At 30.9% G+C, this 15,052-nt stretch carries 14 protein-coding genes and 1 riboswitch; of the genes, 5 read left to right on the top strand and 9 right to left on the bottom strand.

Translation table 11 applies throughout. The features are described 5' to 3' along the window. Window positions 1–154 precede the first annotated feature (154 nt). Window positions 155–1,144: a lipoate--protein ligase gene (locus tag HMPREF2953_RS03510; protein WP_070671791.1), complete on the bottom strand. Its 990-nt coding sequence runs from the start codon at window positions 1,142–1,144 to the stop codon at window positions 155–157. A gap of 188 nt (window positions 1,145–1,332) precedes the next feature. On the opposite strand from HMPREF2953_RS03510, the gene HMPREF2953_RS03505 reads away from it, so the two are divergent. After that, window positions 1,333–1,509 (top strand): YkvS family protein, encoded by a 177-nt coding sequence (locus HMPREF2953_RS03505; RefSeq protein WP_002448045.1) that lies wholly within the window; start codon window positions 1,333–1,335, stop codon window positions 1,507–1,509. 15 nt (window positions 1,510–1,524) lie between these two features. Beyond that, window positions 1,525–2,127 (top strand): CPBP family glutamic-type intramembrane protease, encoded by a 603-nt coding sequence (locus HMPREF2953_RS03500; protein WP_002448227.1) that lies wholly within the window; start codon window positions 1,525–1,527, stop codon window positions 2,125–2,127. Window positions 2,128–2,290: 163 nt separating this feature from the next. Here HMPREF2953_RS03500 and HMPREF2953_RS03495 read toward each other — a convergent pair whose 3' ends face one another. From HMPREF2953_RS03495 to HMPREF2953_RS03470, 6 genes are all read right to left on the bottom strand, one after another. Continuing rightward, window positions 2,291–3,649, bottom strand: coding sequence for a TrkH family potassium uptake protein (locus HMPREF2953_RS03495; protein WP_070671790.1), 1,359 nt, complete (start codon window positions 3,647–3,649; stop codon window positions 2,291–2,293). An 18-nt stretch (window positions 3,650–3,667) separates the two neighbouring features. After that, the gene (locus HMPREF2953_RS03490) at window positions 3,668–5,527 is read right to left on the bottom strand and encodes a trypsin-like peptidase domain-containing protein (RefSeq protein ID WP_070671788.1); all 1,860 of its coding nucleotides are present in this window, start codon (window positions 5,525–5,527) and stop codon (window positions 3,668–3,670) included. Between the two features lie 233 nt (window positions 5,528–5,760). After that, window positions 5,761–6,558 carry a TerC family protein gene (locus HMPREF2953_RS03485; protein WP_070671786.1) on the bottom strand — a complete coding sequence of 266 codons (798 nt, stop codon included), beginning with the start codon at window positions 6,556–6,558 and terminating at the stop codon, window positions 5,761–5,763. Window positions 6,559–6,614: 56 nt separating this feature from the next. Then, a riboswitch (yybP-ykoY riboswitch) is annotated at window positions 6,615–6,747 on the bottom strand. 120 nt (window positions 6,748–6,867) lie between these two features. Further along, window positions 6,868–8,430, bottom strand: a complete 1,563-nt coding sequence (locus HMPREF2953_RS03480; protein WP_002455523.1) for a peptide chain release factor 3 — start codon at window positions 8,428–8,430, stop codon at window positions 6,868–6,870. Next, on the bottom strand, window positions 8,427–8,684 hold the full coding sequence (locus tag HMPREF2953_RS03475) for a YueH family protein (RefSeq protein WP_002448049.1): 258 nt from the start codon (window positions 8,682–8,684) through the stop codon (window positions 8,427–8,429). The genes HMPREF2953_RS03480 and HMPREF2953_RS03475 overlap by 4 nt, the downstream gene beginning before the upstream one ends. Continuing rightward, window positions 8,674–10,158 (bottom strand): UDP-N-acetylmuramoyl-L-alanyl-D-glutamate--L-lysine ligase, encoded by a 1,485-nt coding sequence (locus tag HMPREF2953_RS03470; RefSeq protein WP_019835803.1) that lies wholly within the window; start codon window positions 10,156–10,158, stop codon window positions 8,674–8,676. Before HMPREF2953_RS03470 ends, HMPREF2953_RS03475 begins: the two co-directional genes overlap by 11 nt. Before the next feature lie 379 nt (window positions 10,159–10,537). On the opposite strand from HMPREF2953_RS03470, the gene HMPREF2953_RS03465 reads away from it, so the two are divergent. Together HMPREF2953_RS03465 and ltaA are read left to right on the top strand one after the other, a co-directional pair. After that, a complete protein-coding gene (locus HMPREF2953_RS03465; RefSeq protein WP_070671784.1) occupies window positions 10,538–11,716 on the top strand; it encodes a diglucosyl diacylglycerol synthase in 1,179 nt (392 codons plus the stop codon). Next, window positions 11,691–12,875 (top strand): lipoteichoic acid biosynthesis MFS flippase LtaA, encoded by a 1,185-nt coding sequence (gene ltaA / locus HMPREF2953_RS03460; protein ID WP_070671783.1) that lies wholly within the window; start codon window positions 11,691–11,693, stop codon window positions 12,873–12,875. Before HMPREF2953_RS03465 ends, ltaA begins: the two co-directional genes overlap by 26 nt. Before the next feature lie 60 nt (window positions 12,876–12,935). Here ltaA and HMPREF2953_RS03455 read toward each other — a convergent pair whose 3' ends face one another. Together HMPREF2953_RS03455 and HMPREF2953_RS03450 are read right to left on the bottom strand one after the other, a co-directional pair. After that, window positions 12,936–13,445, bottom strand: a complete 510-nt coding sequence (locus HMPREF2953_RS03455; protein WP_070671781.1) for a 2'-5' RNA ligase family protein — start codon at window positions 13,443–13,445, stop codon at window positions 12,936–12,938. Between the two features lie 105 nt (window positions 13,446–13,550). Further along, window positions 13,551–14,306: an esterase family protein gene (locus HMPREF2953_RS03450; protein ID WP_070671779.1), complete on the bottom strand. Its 756-nt coding sequence runs from the start codon at window positions 14,304–14,306 to the stop codon at window positions 13,551–13,553. Between the two features lie 270 nt (window positions 14,307–14,576). On the opposite strand from HMPREF2953_RS03450, the gene HMPREF2953_RS03445 reads away from it, so the two are divergent. Then, the coding region (locus HMPREF2953_RS03445; protein WP_141754082.1) for an AI-2E family transporter at window positions 14,577–15,052 on the top strand (476 nt) is incomplete at its 3' end.

Genomic DNA, 15,052 nt, shown 5'->3' with positions numbered 1-15,052 from the left:
GTCGACAACGAAGTGCTTAAAAGCGCCTATTTAAAGGCAACAGACAATCCCTCCGTTTCCGTCATGTAACTCTTTACTTTTTTAAGTAAAGGGTTTTTTTATATAAAAAAAAGAGCCATTGTTTCTACAATTTGACTCCTTTTTTATATTGAAACTAATACGCCATTAATTTCAATATACTGTCTTTATCAATATCACCAAAGTAATGATAAAAGTCATAGTCTTCCATTACTTCTTTTATATGAGTATAATCGTGTAATGTTCCTACTAAAGCATCTTCTAATTCATTGACATTTCCTTCTCCAAAGAAATCGCCAAAGATTTTAGCATGTTCAATTTTTCCTTTTTTGACATCAAATTTAATTTGAATGAATCCTTTTTCAAACTTCTCGTCCCGTTCAAAATTATATTTAGGATTTTTACCATAATTCCAATCCCAAGTACGATATTTTTCATTGCTTAATTGCTTAATATTGTTCCAGTCTTCTTCCGTTAAATGATATTCCTCTACTTCATGCTCACCAAAGATAGTTTTTAAAATGATTTGCTTAAATTGATCGATTGTAATAGATTCATCTAAAAATTCTTCAATGTTTGCTACGCGTTTACGTACAGACTTCACACCTTTAGATTGAATTTTTTTAGGGTTCACTTTTAAAGCGTTTTGTACTTCTTCTAAATCGCTATTTAGCATTAATGTACCATGACTAAACATACGATTTTTAACCTTAACCATAGCATTTCCGGAAATTTTAGCTGTGTCTACTTGAATGTCATTACGGCCTGTCATTTCTGCATCTACACCCATAGATTGTAAAGCTTGAACAATAGGCTCAGTAAATTTCTTAAAGTTATGAAAACTGTTACCATCATCACTCGTTACAAAGCTAAAATTCAAATTTCCTTTATCATGATACACAGCTCCTCCTCCAGAAATTCGTCGTACAACATGAATATGATGATCATCTACATACTGTTTATTAACTTCTTCAATTGTATTTTGATTTTTACCTACAATGATTGAGGGTTCATTAACATAAAATAAAAAGTAACTATCATCTGCAGGTAAATGTTTAAGTACATATTCTTCCATAGCTAGGTTAATTGTAGGGTCAGTAATATTATTATTACTTACAAATTTCATAGTACTCACCTTTCTCTTTCTTTTAAAATTTAACAATGCAATACATCATCCATTATCGATTGTTTAATTTAATTATGGCATTATTTTCAAAAATAATATAATATTTTCTAATTTTAGTATATATTTGTTTATTTGTAGTGTAAATTTTAGTACAATATAGTCTAGCTATGATTTGAGGAGGACTCGAAATGACTGTTGCAGAAGTTGGAAATATTGTAGAATTTTATGACGGTTTAAGAGGCCGTGTTGAAAAAATTAATGATAATTCAGTTATTGTTGATTTGACAATTATGGAAAATTTTAATGAACTAGATTTACCTGAAAAAACAGTTATTAATCACAAACGATATAAAATCGTTGAATAAGAAGGTTAATATTAAATGAAAAATACATCTAAACCCTTAATTTGGTTTGTTGCAAGTTTTATTGTATTTCATCTCATCTTATTTATAATGTGGGGAGAACATCAAGAATATTGGTATTTATATACTGGTATAATGTTAATTGCTGGCATTAGTTATGTATTTTATCAACGGGATATCACATCAAAACGTCTATTAACCTCTATTGGTGTGGGCGTAATCACAGGTGTTGTATTAGTGATAATACAACTTATATTTTCACTTATATCGTCACAAATTACTTATACCGAATTAATTAAAGAATTATCAAGAACAGGTGTATATTTTAAATGGCAAATGTTAATTACTATCTTATTTGTCATTCCTTGTCATGAGTTATACATGCGTGCTGTCTTACAAAAAGAGTTAAATAAATTCAGACTACCTCGCTGGATAACAATTTTAATACCTGCATTATGTTCTAGTTCTTTATTTATCTATCTTGATAAATGGTGGATTGTTATTTTTATCTTTATAGCTCAAGTCATATTATCATTGAGTTATCAGTATACAAGACGTATTGTTACATCGTCTTTAGGTCAAATTGTTGCCATCATTTTATTACTTATTTTTCATGGATAAAAACCTTTTCTTAGTTGCTAAAACTAAGAAAAGGTTTTTTGATTGGTATCACGATTCATTTCAATAACGATATTACTTTTTCATTTAAAACATAACTATCTATATACAAAAAAGAGTGGGATAACGAATTCAAAATGAATGTATCCCACTTTCCTTTCTCTGTTTATCCAATTTGAATTCTTTCTTTTGGATAACTAAATTTATCAGGTTCTTTACGCCCAGATATCATAATAATAAATGATATTAAACCGACACGTCCTATAAACATAAGAAGCATTAAGACTACCTTAGTAATACTGCTAATATTATCTGTCACCCCAAGTGATAGGCCACATGTTCCAAATGCAGACATGACTTCAAAAAATACCTGTAAGAATGATAAATTATTGGCTTCTGCTGCTAATATAATAATGATACTTACAAAAGTAAGTACTGTCGCCATTATAAACACAGCAAAAGAACGCTGTATATCGATGGTATGAATTTCTCTATTAAATACTTTAATCGATGATTTTTCTGTATTGTTATTAAAATTAATCACAAATAAAATAAGTATCGCAAATGTCGTTGTTCGAATACCTCCTCCTACTGAACTCGGAGAAGATCCAATAAACATGAGAATACTCATAATGACATTTGTTGCATCACTAAAGTTTGTCACATCAATGGTTTGTAATCCAGCACTACGTGTAGTTGCAGATTGAAATAATGCATAGAATAAAGATTGATGCCAATTATATCCTTTGAATGCATGATTGTACTCAAGTGCTAAAATAGATAAAAATCCAGATATAAATAGGAAAAAGTAAGTCGTTGTTGTAATTTTAGTAAATAAAGAAAATCTAAAATGACTTACTCTGTTTCGTATATAAGCTCTGATTTCAAGTAATACTGGAAAACCAATTGATCCAAGAATAATTAAAAACATTACAATAGTTTGTACAAAGTAATCTTTGGCATATGGAACTAGCGATTGACCAGTAATATCTAACCCACCATTTGTAGTAGCTGAAATAGATACAAACAAACCTTGCATTAAAGCATTTTTCAAATCAGGATTATCTCTGTAAAAATAAAATGCAAGCAAGAGTGCACCTACAATTTCGATAGTCATGATTGTTTTAACAATTTCAATAATAAGCTTAACTGTCCCACTCATTGTGTCTTTATTATTATCAAGCATAATAAGTTGACGTTCGCGCATACCAATGTGTTTACCAAGTACTACCCACAACACTGTACCTATCGCCATTACGCCTATGCCACCGATGTTTAAGATAATTAAAATGATAAGTTGGCCAAATGATGAATAGGTATCAATAATACTGACAGGCGTTAAACCGGTCACACTAATTCCAGATACAGCTACAAACAACGTATCTATAGGACTTACCTTCACGCCAGGTTTATGTACAAAAGGTAAATTGAGTAATAAAAATGCAACGACAATTGCAATTAAATAATATAAAACAATACCTTGTTGAGGCGTTGATTTTTTGAATAATTTACTGAAAATAGACATTAGTTTGTCACCTCAATGTCATTTCAAATTAATTTCTATATCTTGAATATTTCCATCTCTGTAAATTTTAGCCGATAACGTTTTTAAATCTTGTCGATGGTTAAACAGGATGTGTCTATACTGCAAATTATCTTTTAATGTTTTACCTTCTAATTTTACAATGACATCACCAATTTTTAAACCTGATTTTTTACCTAAACCGTCATCTTTTAATTTTTTCACTAAAATCCCATCATTTATATCATTAGGTAATTTTAAAAGTGAGCGTTCATAATGATTTAAATCATTCACATTTTCTAAAGCTATTCCAGTATTGGGATAATTTACTTTTCCATTTTTTTCAAGCTCTTTAGCAATTGATTTAGCTTCATTAATGGGAATAGCAAAACCCATTCCTTCTATACTTGGCATATTAATTTTTAATGAGACGATACCAATAAGCTCCCCATCTTTATTAACTACAGCTCCACCTGAATGTCCAGGATTAACGGAAGCATCAATTTGAAACGTTTGCATCAATTCATCATTTTTATTATCTTTATCAAAATCAACAGGAACCAATCGATTTAACCCTGAAATAATCCCTTTAGATACCGTATTTCTAAACTCTTCTCCTAGAGGATTACCTACAATTAATATCGATTCCCCTAAAACTAATTTATTTGAATTTCCAATATGGATAGGTTTAATATTTTTATTATTGATTTTTGCTTTTACTACTGCAATATCTGACCATTTATCTTTTCCGACAACGTCACCTTTTATACTTTTATTCTCTCCATATGTAATCTTAACTTTATCCGCTTCACCAACAATATGCGTATTTGTTAATACAAAAAAAGTATCGCCTACAGTTTTGTAGACGACACCTGAGCCAAGTTCATTATCTGATTTTGAATTTGTTGTTTGAACTGAAGTATTCTTAGGTGCGTCACTTTCTACTGTTACCACTGATCTGACAGTATTATTAGCGTTTTTCATAGTTGTTGTGTACTTCTTATCTTGTGTATGTGTTTGATTTGAATGTTGTTCTTGAGAAGGTTCAGTAAAAATAGCTTTTACTAAAACTAAGATTAATATTAAAGCAATTGCGATTAAAATTTTAATCCAATGTTCTTTTAAAAAGTCAACGATCTTATTTTGTGTATCATTTGCTGATTGTTCATGTGATTCATGAGGTTGTTGATCCGATATATTTTCTGTCGTATTCTTATCAGAATTAGATATGTGCTTTGATTGTTCACTCTTAGTATGTTCTACTTGAGTTGAATGTTGCTGAGTTGACATTTGTTCTTTCTCAGTATGGATTGATTCTTTATCCTTAGTTGAAGTGTATGATTCTTCAGTTATTGTTGGATGTTTAGATTGTGTTTTAATTGTATCATTATGCTGATTGTCTTTTTCTTTTTTAGACTTTTGACGAGATTCATTATTTTTATTCAATCTACTATAAGTTGGTTCTATAGATTTATTCGTTTCATTTTCACTTTTTGAGCCATTACTCGAAATTGGTTTTTGCTGTTTCAATTTCTCATTATGTATGTCTTCTTGTTTAAGATGTTGTTCTTCAGGCAGAGTTAAATGATGCCTATTATTTTTTTTAGCTGTTTTTGATGCATCTCTTTTTGATCTTAACTTAGCTAAATGTTGTTGTTGTTGAATTTCTTCTTGTGTTAATTTCTCAATTCTAGCTTTTCTTAAATTATCTTTGACACGTTCTTCATTTACTTTTGCTTGATGCTGTTCTTTTTCCGCTAAATGTTCACGCTTTTGTCTTTCACGTTCAATACGTTCCTCGCGTTCTTCATTATGAAAGTATTCGTGACGTTTACGCCCATATTTACTACGCGGTATCACTTGTTTTTTATCATTATCCAAAGATGCCCACTCCTAACCTTGAAATCACAATATATATCACTAAAAAATGATTTACTTTTATGTGGTTATATATCTATCTGAATTAATTTATATATTACTTAAATTTTAATATCATTAGTGTTAATAAGCAAACGATTGTCAAATATTTTCTAAAAATATTTGACAAATAGTTATTAATTGAAAAAACCTTTTGAAGTCTTTTATAAAAAAACTTCAAAAGGTTTCGATTACATCTAATGCTTAGCATTCTTTTTATTTTTTCTTACTGATGTTAACCATCCAATCACAACTAATAAAATCATTACAGTCCAGAAGATTGCTTGCCATAACGTACTATGTGGGAAGTCTTCTGATAATACGCCAATATCTGGATGAGCTAATACGATAACTACTAATTTAATACCTACCCAGCCAACAATTGCGAAAGCGGCACCTTCTAAACCTGGATATTTATTTAATAAATCAACAAACCATGTTGCTGCAAAACGCATTAAAATAACACCAATCATACCACCGGTGAACATGACTCCAAATTGACCTAAATCCATACCGCCAAAATGAATACCCATCTTAGGAAGTGTCACTGCAATAGCCATTGCTGCTAACATAGAATCAATTGCAAAGGCAATGTCAGCAAACTCTACTTTAAATACGGTAGCCCAAAATTTTCCAGCACTTACTTTCTTTTCAGCGCCAGTTTCATCATAATGATGTTCATCCCCAACTTGTTCCTCTTCATCTTTCTTATGGAAGAAATTCCAAAGATTTCTAATAGACATGAAAATTAAGTATGCAGCACCAATCGCTTGAATAAACCAGAAATTCACAATAATACTAATTAAAAATAAAGCAATAAAACGGAAAATAAATGCTCCTAGTAAACCATAGAATAATGCTTTTTTACGCTGTGCTGGTGGTAAATGCTTAACCATTACTGCCATTACAACCGCGTTATCTGCTGCTAGTAATCCTTCTAAAAATACTAACACTAATATTACCCACAAATAAGGTAAAATTAAGCTTGGATCCATGAAAAGACAGCTCCTTTATTTATTTTTTACAAATAAAAAGACCTATGCTAATTCATAGCAAAGGTCTCACTTAGCAAATTTGCTCATTTTACCGGAAGTATCAACTTCGTAATGACGATAAAATGCTGAATTTAAGATGTTAGTAATATAGCCCCTCAAATTCTCAAGTTACTCCCCTCTGACATTAAGTCATAGGTATTTATTTGTTAAGAGTATTATAACCAGATTGGGTATATATAAACAATGTTAAAGCTAAAAATATTGTATCTCTTTATTATTATTTTAAATTAAACCTTATATTGTCATTTTTTATAATAAACTATATAGTTTAATATCTGGGAATTTTTCTTCAAACCAACGTGTAGCAAATTCATTTTCAAATAAGAAAACAAACTTATCATATCTGTCTTTCACTAAAATAGAACGTGACGTGTTCATCTTATCTTGAATATCCTCTTCATTTTCAATCCAACGTGCAATTTTTCTACCTACAGGTTCCATGACGACATCTACATTGTATTCATTTTTCATTCTGTGCTCGAATACTTCAAATTGTAATTGACCCACTGCACCGAGAATAATCTGATTCGTATGAAGTGTTTTATAATATTGAATCGCACCTTCTTGCACAAGCTGTTCAATTCCCTTATGGAAATGTTTTTGTTTCATAACATTTTTAGCAGAGACTTTCATGAAAATTTCAGGTGTAAATTGTGGTAAATCTTGGAAGTTAAATTTTTGTTTACCTCCAACTAATGTATCACCAATTTGGTAGTTACCTGTATCGTATAATCCAATAATATCTCCAGCTACAGCGTGATTGACGGTTTCTTTATCATCTGCCATAAAAGAGGTAGAGCGTGTGATTTTTTGTTTTTTATTGGTACGTTGCAAGGTCACATCCATACCTCTTTCAAACGCGCCACTGACTACTCTCATAAAAGCAATTCTATCTCTATGTTTTGGATCCATATTCGCTTGAATTTTAAATATAAAACCCGAGAACTCGTCATCAAACGGGCTAACTTCAACTTCTTCATTCGTCTGACGAGCATTAGGCATAGGCGCATAATCTACATATGCATTCAAGAAATTCTGAACCCCGAAATTAGCCAATGCTGAGCCAAAAAATACAGGAGTTAAATCGCCATTTAATAATGCTCCATTGTCAAATTTTTCGCCAGCTTCTTCAACTAACATAAATTCTTCAATCGCTTGTTCGAAAGCACTATCATTGCCAATGGTGTGTTCTTCTTCAAGTTCATACTCATCATTTAAATGTAATATGTTCTCTTCATCTCTAAAAGGTTCAATAGTTTTAGTCTCACGATCAATAATACCAAAAAAGTTTTGTCCCATTCCTATTGGCCAATTCATTGGGTATGTGTCAATATTTAACGTTTCTTCTATTTCTTCTAATAGTTCAAATGGCTCTTTACCTACACGGTCTAATTTGTTGATAAAAGTAAAGATAGGAATGCCTCTCATTTTACATACTTTAAATAATTTTAATGTTTGGGGTTCGATCCCTTTTGCACAATCGATAACCATTACTGCACTGTCAACCGCCATTAATGTTCGGTATGTATCTTCAGAAAAATCTTCGTGTCCTGGTGTATCTAGAATATTAATTTTATAATCATCATAATCAAACTGCATGACTGAACTGGTTACAGAAATACCACGTTCTTGTTCTACTTTCATCCAGTCACTGGTTGCAAATTTCCCTGTTTTTTTTCCTTTTACAGTACCCGCTTCACGAATAGCACCACTAAAATATAATAATTTTTCAGTTAGCGTCGTTTTACCAGCATCCGGGTGTGAAATAATAGCAAACGTCTTTCTTGATTCTATTTCTTCTTTTAAACTCATTCATTATTCTCCTTTAAATCCTTTATTATCCACTTAGATAACTGAGAAGCTATACGCAATGCTTCACTTTCTTCTTTAAATGTAAATAATTGCATTATTAACTCTTCATTTATTTCCTGTTCATTGAGTTGTGCATTTAATTCTACAGACCAAAACATATCTGGAATAGCTATCATATAATAAGAATGATGCACATGTTCATATAGATAGACATTGATTATTTCATTTTGTTCAGAAAGTTGCTTAATGATCATAGTTGGATTTTCCAAACTTTTTATACGCAGCTTCTAAACCAATTAAATCGTCACGATGTGGCACTTTCACGTGTCCTGGCATAATTTGATAAGGTTCTCTACCTTTAGAAGCAAGTACAACTGTATCACCTGGATTCGCGACTTCGATAGCATGTTTAATGCCTTCAGCTCGATCTTCAAATTCTACATAGTTATTATGCGTTGCACCTTTAGCAAGTTCCGCAGTCAACATTTTAGGATCGTCATCTGCTGGATTGTCAGGTGTAAAAATAACATAGTCTGCTCGACATGCAACAGCCCCCATTTCAGGCGTTTTTGTTAAATCACGTTCGCCAGCCATACCTACTAAAAAGATGAGCTTTTGTTTAACAAAAGGTTGCACTGCATCAATCAGTTTATTCATACCATCAGCAGTATGTGCATAATCAATAATTAAATCGATTGGAAGTGATGGATCTAAAACCTCTAGACGCCCTTCAACAGGTTCTAAAGATTTTACCACTTCTACGATATCTTTGAAATCGACTCCTTTACTCCACACTGCTATCATAGCTGCCATAAGATTTGAGATATTAAATTTACCTACATATGGTGATGAAACATGATACGTGCCAAATGGAGTAACACAATCAAATTGTACACCTTGTAAAGATTCTTTGATATTTTGAGCCATAAACTGTGCTTCATTATCTATACCATATGTTAATATTTCAAATGGTGTTACCGTTTCTAAATATTTAGAGAAATCATCATCATTATTTAATACCACATACTTTTCTTTTGATAAATCTTCACCTAATTGACTAAATAGTAATGATTTAGCATGTCCATAAGCTTCCATTGTGCCATGAAAGTCTAAATGATCTTGTGTTAAATTTGAAAAAATAGCTACATCAAATTCTACCCCTCTTAATCGTCCTAGAGCTAATCCATGACTTGAGACTTCCATAGTCATTGCTTCAGCCTTACTGTCTACAGCTTGCTTAATTTTCTTAGTAAGCAATACAGTTTCAGGAGTAGTATTTGCCCCCTTTGTTTTTTCTTCATTAATTTGAAATCCATTCGTACCTAAATATGCACTATTTTTGTCTAATCCTCTGTAAATTAAGTGAATCATCGTCGCGATTGAAGTTTTACCATTTGTACCAGTGACGCCAAAGGTAGTGAGTTGTTGACTTGGATAATCAAATAATGTATGCGCTAATATACTGGCTACTCTTAAAGTATCAGGTACAATAACTTGTGTTACTTCTCCTTTAACTTCTTGCTTACGATTTACAACTATAATTTTAGTTCCTTGATCAATGACATTTTGACAAAATCTATGACTATCTACAGTATATCCCTTAGAAGCTACAAAGATACTTTCTCCACTAGCAGTTCGTGAATCTGTAGTAATATCAGTGATATCTATATCTAAAGTTCCTATAACTTGTTTAACTCTTATTTTATTGAACAACTCATTCGCATTCAAAATGTATCGCTCCTTTTTTTCAATATCTCTATTATACACATTTTAAAGTTGTTGATAAATTTATTCTCACCTAAAAAAGTAAATTCTGAACTACTCAAAATCAAATAACTTTTGTTTGTTCCATATTATTAATATTAATTCCAAGTTAATTATTTATAAATTTTTTCTTATCTTAGTGTAAGCCCCATACATTTCACTTTATTAGTGCTAGGATAAGGGTATAAAGTTAAAGTAATCATTGTTCGAATATGCTATAATTCACTATAAATAAATTTTATGACTTTCTTGAATGAAATACATATTATTTATCCTAGTATGTATTTTTACTGTAATACATCATTCGATGGATTAAACTTAAATTATTGGAGGGTGACTATTAATGGTTACTCAAAATAAAAAGATATTGATTATCACTGGATCATTTGGGAATGGTCATTTACAAGTGACACAAAGTATTGTCAATCAATTGTATGACATGAATCTATCTCATATTTCTGTTATTGAGCATGATTTATTTATGGAAGCACATCCCATCCTTACGTCTATTTGTAAAAAATGGTATATCAATAGCTTTAAATATTTTAGAAATATGTATAAAAACTTTTATTATAGTCGACCAGATGAATTAGATAAATGTTTTTATAAATACTATGGTTTAAATAAACTGATTAACCTACTTTTAAAAGAAAAGCCTGACTTGATTTTAATGACTTTTCCAACGCCCGTGATGTCAGTATTAACTGAACAATTTAACATGCGTATCCCTATCGCAACAGTCATGACGGATTATCGTCTACAAAAGAACTGGATTACTCCAAATTCTCATAAATATTATGTGGCTACTGAAGATACAAAAGAAGACTTTGTAAACGTTGGTGTACCGGCATCCTTAATTAAAGTCACGGGTATCCCTATTTCTGATAAATTTGAAGCGGATATTGATCAACAGGCTTGGCTAAAAAAATATCATTTAGATCCTAAAAAAAATACTATCCTTATGTCTGCAGGTGCTTTTGGAGTATCAAAAGGTTTTGAACATATGATAGAACGTATCTTAGAAAAAAGTCCTCATTCTCAAGTCGTTATGATTTGTGGTAGAAGTAAAGGACTTAAACGTAATTTGGAAGCTAGATTTAAATCTTACGACAACGTTCTCATTTTAGGATATACAAAACATATGAATGAATGGATGGCTTCAAGTCAATTAATGATTACTAAACCAGGTGGGATTACGATATCCGAAGGTTTGACAAGAAGTATCCCAATGATTTTCTTAAATCCTGCTCCAGGACAAGAACTAGAAAATGCGTATTATTTCCAAGAAAAAGGGTATGGTAGAATTGCTAATACTCCTGAAGATGCAATTGATATTGTCTCTGAATTAACACATGATTCGAACAAATTAACTCTAATGATAAATACAATGCGTCAGGATAGAGTAGATTATTCAACTCATCGACTTTGTATCGATTTATTGAATATGCTCAATCATTCATCTCAACAGCAAGAAATTTATGGAAAGGTGCCATTATATGCTAAGTTCTTTGTCAAACAATAAAAGCATAAGTAAAAACTTTAAAATAATGCTCGTTATTTTATTTTTAATGGAATTTGCTAGGGGAATGTATGTATTAAGTTATGTTAACTATTTACCTACTGTAACCTCTATCGCTGTAGCTGTGACTTCAGCAGCGTTATCTATTCATTTTATTTCAGATGCAGCTACAAACTTTGTGATTGGTTTTTTATTAAAGAAATTTGGGACTAAAATTGTCCTTAATTTAGGTTTTTTATTAGCTTTTTTAAGCTTGTTTCTAATTATTTTCTTTCCAGCTCATCCTATCATTATCATTATTAGTGCAATTATGCTAGGAATTGCAGTCAGTCCAATATGGGTAATCATGTTATCTAGTGTGGAAGAAAGTCAACGTGGCAAACAAATGGGTTATGTATATTTTGCATGGTTATTAGGTTTGCTTGTAGGCTGGGCGTTTATGAATGTTCTAGTTAAAATACATCCAACGCGTTTTGCATTCACGATGTCTCTTGTCGTCATTATTGCATGGATACTTTATTATTTTGTAGATGTAAAACTCACAAATTACAATACTAAACCTGTAAAAGAACAATTAGGTCAAATCGTAGAAGTAATGAAGCGTCATATGATTTTATTCCCAGGTATTTTGTTGCAAGGTGCTTCAATATCAGCTTTGCTTCCAATATTGCCGACGTATGCTACAAAAGTTGTGGGGGTAACAACTATTGAATATACTGTTGCTATCGCTATTGGTGGTATTGGTTGTGCAATATCAATGTTATTTTTATCTAAAATAATCGATAAAAATAGCACTGGCTTTATGTATACCGTTATTTTTGTAGGATTCATATTGTTTACGCTATTTATTTTTGGTCTCTCACTAGTTAACAATATTATTGTTGTATGGATAGTTGCCGCCTTTATAGGTTTAATGTATGGCATTTTATTACCTGCTTGGAATACTTTTATGGCTGGACATATCGATCCGTCTGAACAAGAAGAAACTTGGGGTGTATTTAATAGTGTCCAAGGCTTTGGTTCAATGATTGGTCCTCTTTTCGGAGGCCTTATCGCTCAATTCTCAAATGGATTAAATAATACATTCTATGTCTCAGCTTTCATTTTTCTATTACTCGCTATTTTTTATGGCATTTATTTTATCAAAAGTAAAAAGCATTAAAAATATTCTTAAAAAAAGAAGTCAAAACATTTTAGTTTTGACTTCTTTTTTATATACATATCATGCTAGTTTAAAACTATCAACAATGTTCCATCTATCTTCATCTTCATTGTAATGTAACAATGAAAGTTCATCGATGGTTTCTCTATGGTCTACCCCTGCAAGCTTCACTTGACCAAATATATCTTCAAATTCTTGACTCGTTAAACCTTGAGCAATCGTAAAATGAGGAACGAATGGATGTTCAGCTTTACCATAAAATGATTCGGTATTAAATGTATTAAATAAATTTTCTAATTCTTCTGTTTTTTCAACTTTAAAATAAATAACATTATTTGTCGGTTTAAAGCTTGAAGCTTTTGTCACGTGGACCTCTACAGGTTTAAATCCATCTAATTTTTGTTTAACTTCGTCTTTAAATGAATCTAATTCTGTTTCTTTAAGTTCAAAGTGAGGTTTAATCGTAATATGTGACATAATACGTGCATACTCCGTATCATAACGCTTACGATAGCCATCTACTTCATTTTGAAATGATTGTGACGGAATAAGTGCTAATCCTATCTTCATTGAAATTCCTCCTTTGTTTAACATACTTCTATTATATCAAAATTTTATTTAATACGTTATTAGATACAACATTTTTTGAAAAGGCTTTCGAAAAAGATTTGTAGACTATTCATATGTACTATGATTATTATTTAAAAAATAATAGAGAATATCTCCGATCATAGGTTTCCATGATTTCCAATTATGACTACCATTAAATTCATTGTATACGTAAGTGACACGCTCATCTTGTTCAATAAGGTTTGATAGCTTTCTATTTGGAGTTAAAAAATCAGCTTGCTCACCAGTCGTTGGTAATTTAAAATCGACTTCATCTTTACCGATCGCATGCCAAATCGTTAATCGATTACGTTGCTTACATGTCTCAAATTTTTCAAGAACAGTATGATCTGAGTGCGGACTAAACATAGCTATTTGACTAAATATTGAAGGATAAGTCAATGAAGTAAGAAAGGCAATACTTCCAGCTAAACTATCTCCTATTAATAATCTAGAATTTCCCACCTTATATGTAGGAAACGTTTGATCAATGAAAGGTAAAAGTTCTTTAACTACTGACTGAATCGTCTTTTGACTACGACTACCTTGAGGATGAAACTCTTCTCTACGTTTCTCAACATCTTCATAATGAAATCCAACAATAATAGCACGTTCAATACGTTCTTCTTTTCTTAGACGTTCATATTCACGCTGAATCCTTCCAAATCGGAAAAAGTCCAATCCATCAAAACAAATAATCACCTGAGACTTAAATAATTCAGTAAAATCTTCTGGAAGATAAATCGACAATGTGATATCTCTTTCTAGAATTTTACTATTTAAAATATATTTATTAATTTTTCCAGCTTTAAATTCTTCCATATTATCCTCTCTCCTTCATATATATTCATATTGTATCAATTTTATTTATTAGTGACAGTGATATAAACGTTTATAATAAGCTTTTTTATTTTAGATTCTATATACTTTTTTAAGAGAATTAAGAATTGTTTAATTAAGCTCATATATTTTTATACAATTAAATATTATAATATAATTATTTTTTAGTTAATCAACTTTTCCTTTTTAACATCTCTTATTTAAGATATACTTATTACTAATGAATTGATTACTTTAGGAGGAAGTAAGTCTATGCTTAATAAAGTATGGTTTCGAACTGGAATTTTCTTAATCATCCTGTTCGTACTTATAAAGTTATTTATGGAAGTGCATAGTGTATTTACACCTATAGCAACTATTATAGGTTCAGTGTTTCTTCCATTCTTATTAAGTGGATTTTTATTTTATATCTGCTTACCTTTTCAAACACTTTTGGAAAAATGGGGTTTCCCACGTTGGGCAAGTATTTTAACTATCTTTATCGTATTAATCGCTATTATCGCTATCGTAGTAGCTTTCATTGCTCCTATTATTATTTCTAATGTTAATAATTTAATCAAAGCAACACCAACTTTACAACGTGATGCAGAACAAGTGGTTAATTTCTCATTAAATCAAATGGATAAATTACCAAGTGATGTAACAGCGAAAATTAATTCAGCAATGAAATCAATCAGTGATAGTTTAACTGGTATATTAGCAAATTCAATCACTTATATCACATCTCT

This window comes from Staphylococcus sp. HMSC072E01, from assembly GCF_001814125.1.
GTDB lineage: Bacteria > Bacillota > Bacilli > Staphylococcales > Staphylococcaceae > Staphylococcus > Staphylococcus hominis.
Note: the sequence above shows the minus strand (reverse complement) of the source record. Positions and strands in the feature narration are given on the sequence as shown.

Bases quoted from the DNA above. Each gene is read 5' to 3' on its own strand.
- HMPREF2953_RS03510 (WP_070671791.1), bottom strand. From the start codon at position 1,144: ATGAAATTTGTAAGTAATAATAATATTACTGACCCTACAATTAACCTA.
- HMPREF2953_RS03505 (WP_002448045.1), top strand. From the start codon at position 1,333: ATGACTGTTGCAGAAGTTGGAAATATTGTAGAATTTTATGACGGTTTA.
- HMPREF2953_RS03500 (WP_002448227.1), top strand. From the start codon at position 1,525: ATGAAAAATACATCTAAACCCTTAATTTGGTTTGTTGCAAGTTTTATT.
- HMPREF2953_RS03495 (WP_070671790.1), bottom strand. From the start codon at position 3,649: ATGTCTATTTTCAGTAAATTATTCAAAAAATCAACGCCTCAACAAGGT.
- HMPREF2953_RS03485 (WP_070671786.1), bottom strand. From the start codon at position 6,558: ATGGATCCAAGCTTAATTTTACCTTATTTGTGGGTAATATTAGTGTTA.
- HMPREF2953_RS03480 (WP_002455523.1), bottom strand. From the start codon at position 8,430: ATGAGTTTAAAAGAAGAAATAGAATCAAGAAAGACGTTTGCTATTATT.
- HMPREF2953_RS03475 (WP_002448049.1), bottom strand. From the start codon at position 8,684: ATGATCATTAAGCAACTTTCTGAACAAAATGAAATAATCAATGTCTAT.
- HMPREF2953_RS03465 (WP_070671784.1), top strand. From the start codon at position 10,538: ATGGTTACTCAAAATAAAAAGATATTGATTATCACTGGATCATTTGGG.
- ltaA (WP_070671783.1), top strand. From the start codon at position 11,691: ATGCTAAGTTCTTTGTCAAACAATAAAAGCATAAGTAAAAACTTTAAA.
- HMPREF2953_RS03455 (WP_070671781.1), bottom strand. From the start codon at position 13,445: ATGAAGATAGGATTAGCACTTATTCCGTCACAATCATTTCAAAATGAA.
- HMPREF2953_RS03450 (WP_070671779.1), bottom strand. From the start codon at position 14,306: ATGGAAGAATTTAAAGCTGGAAAAATTAATAAATATATTTTAAATAGT.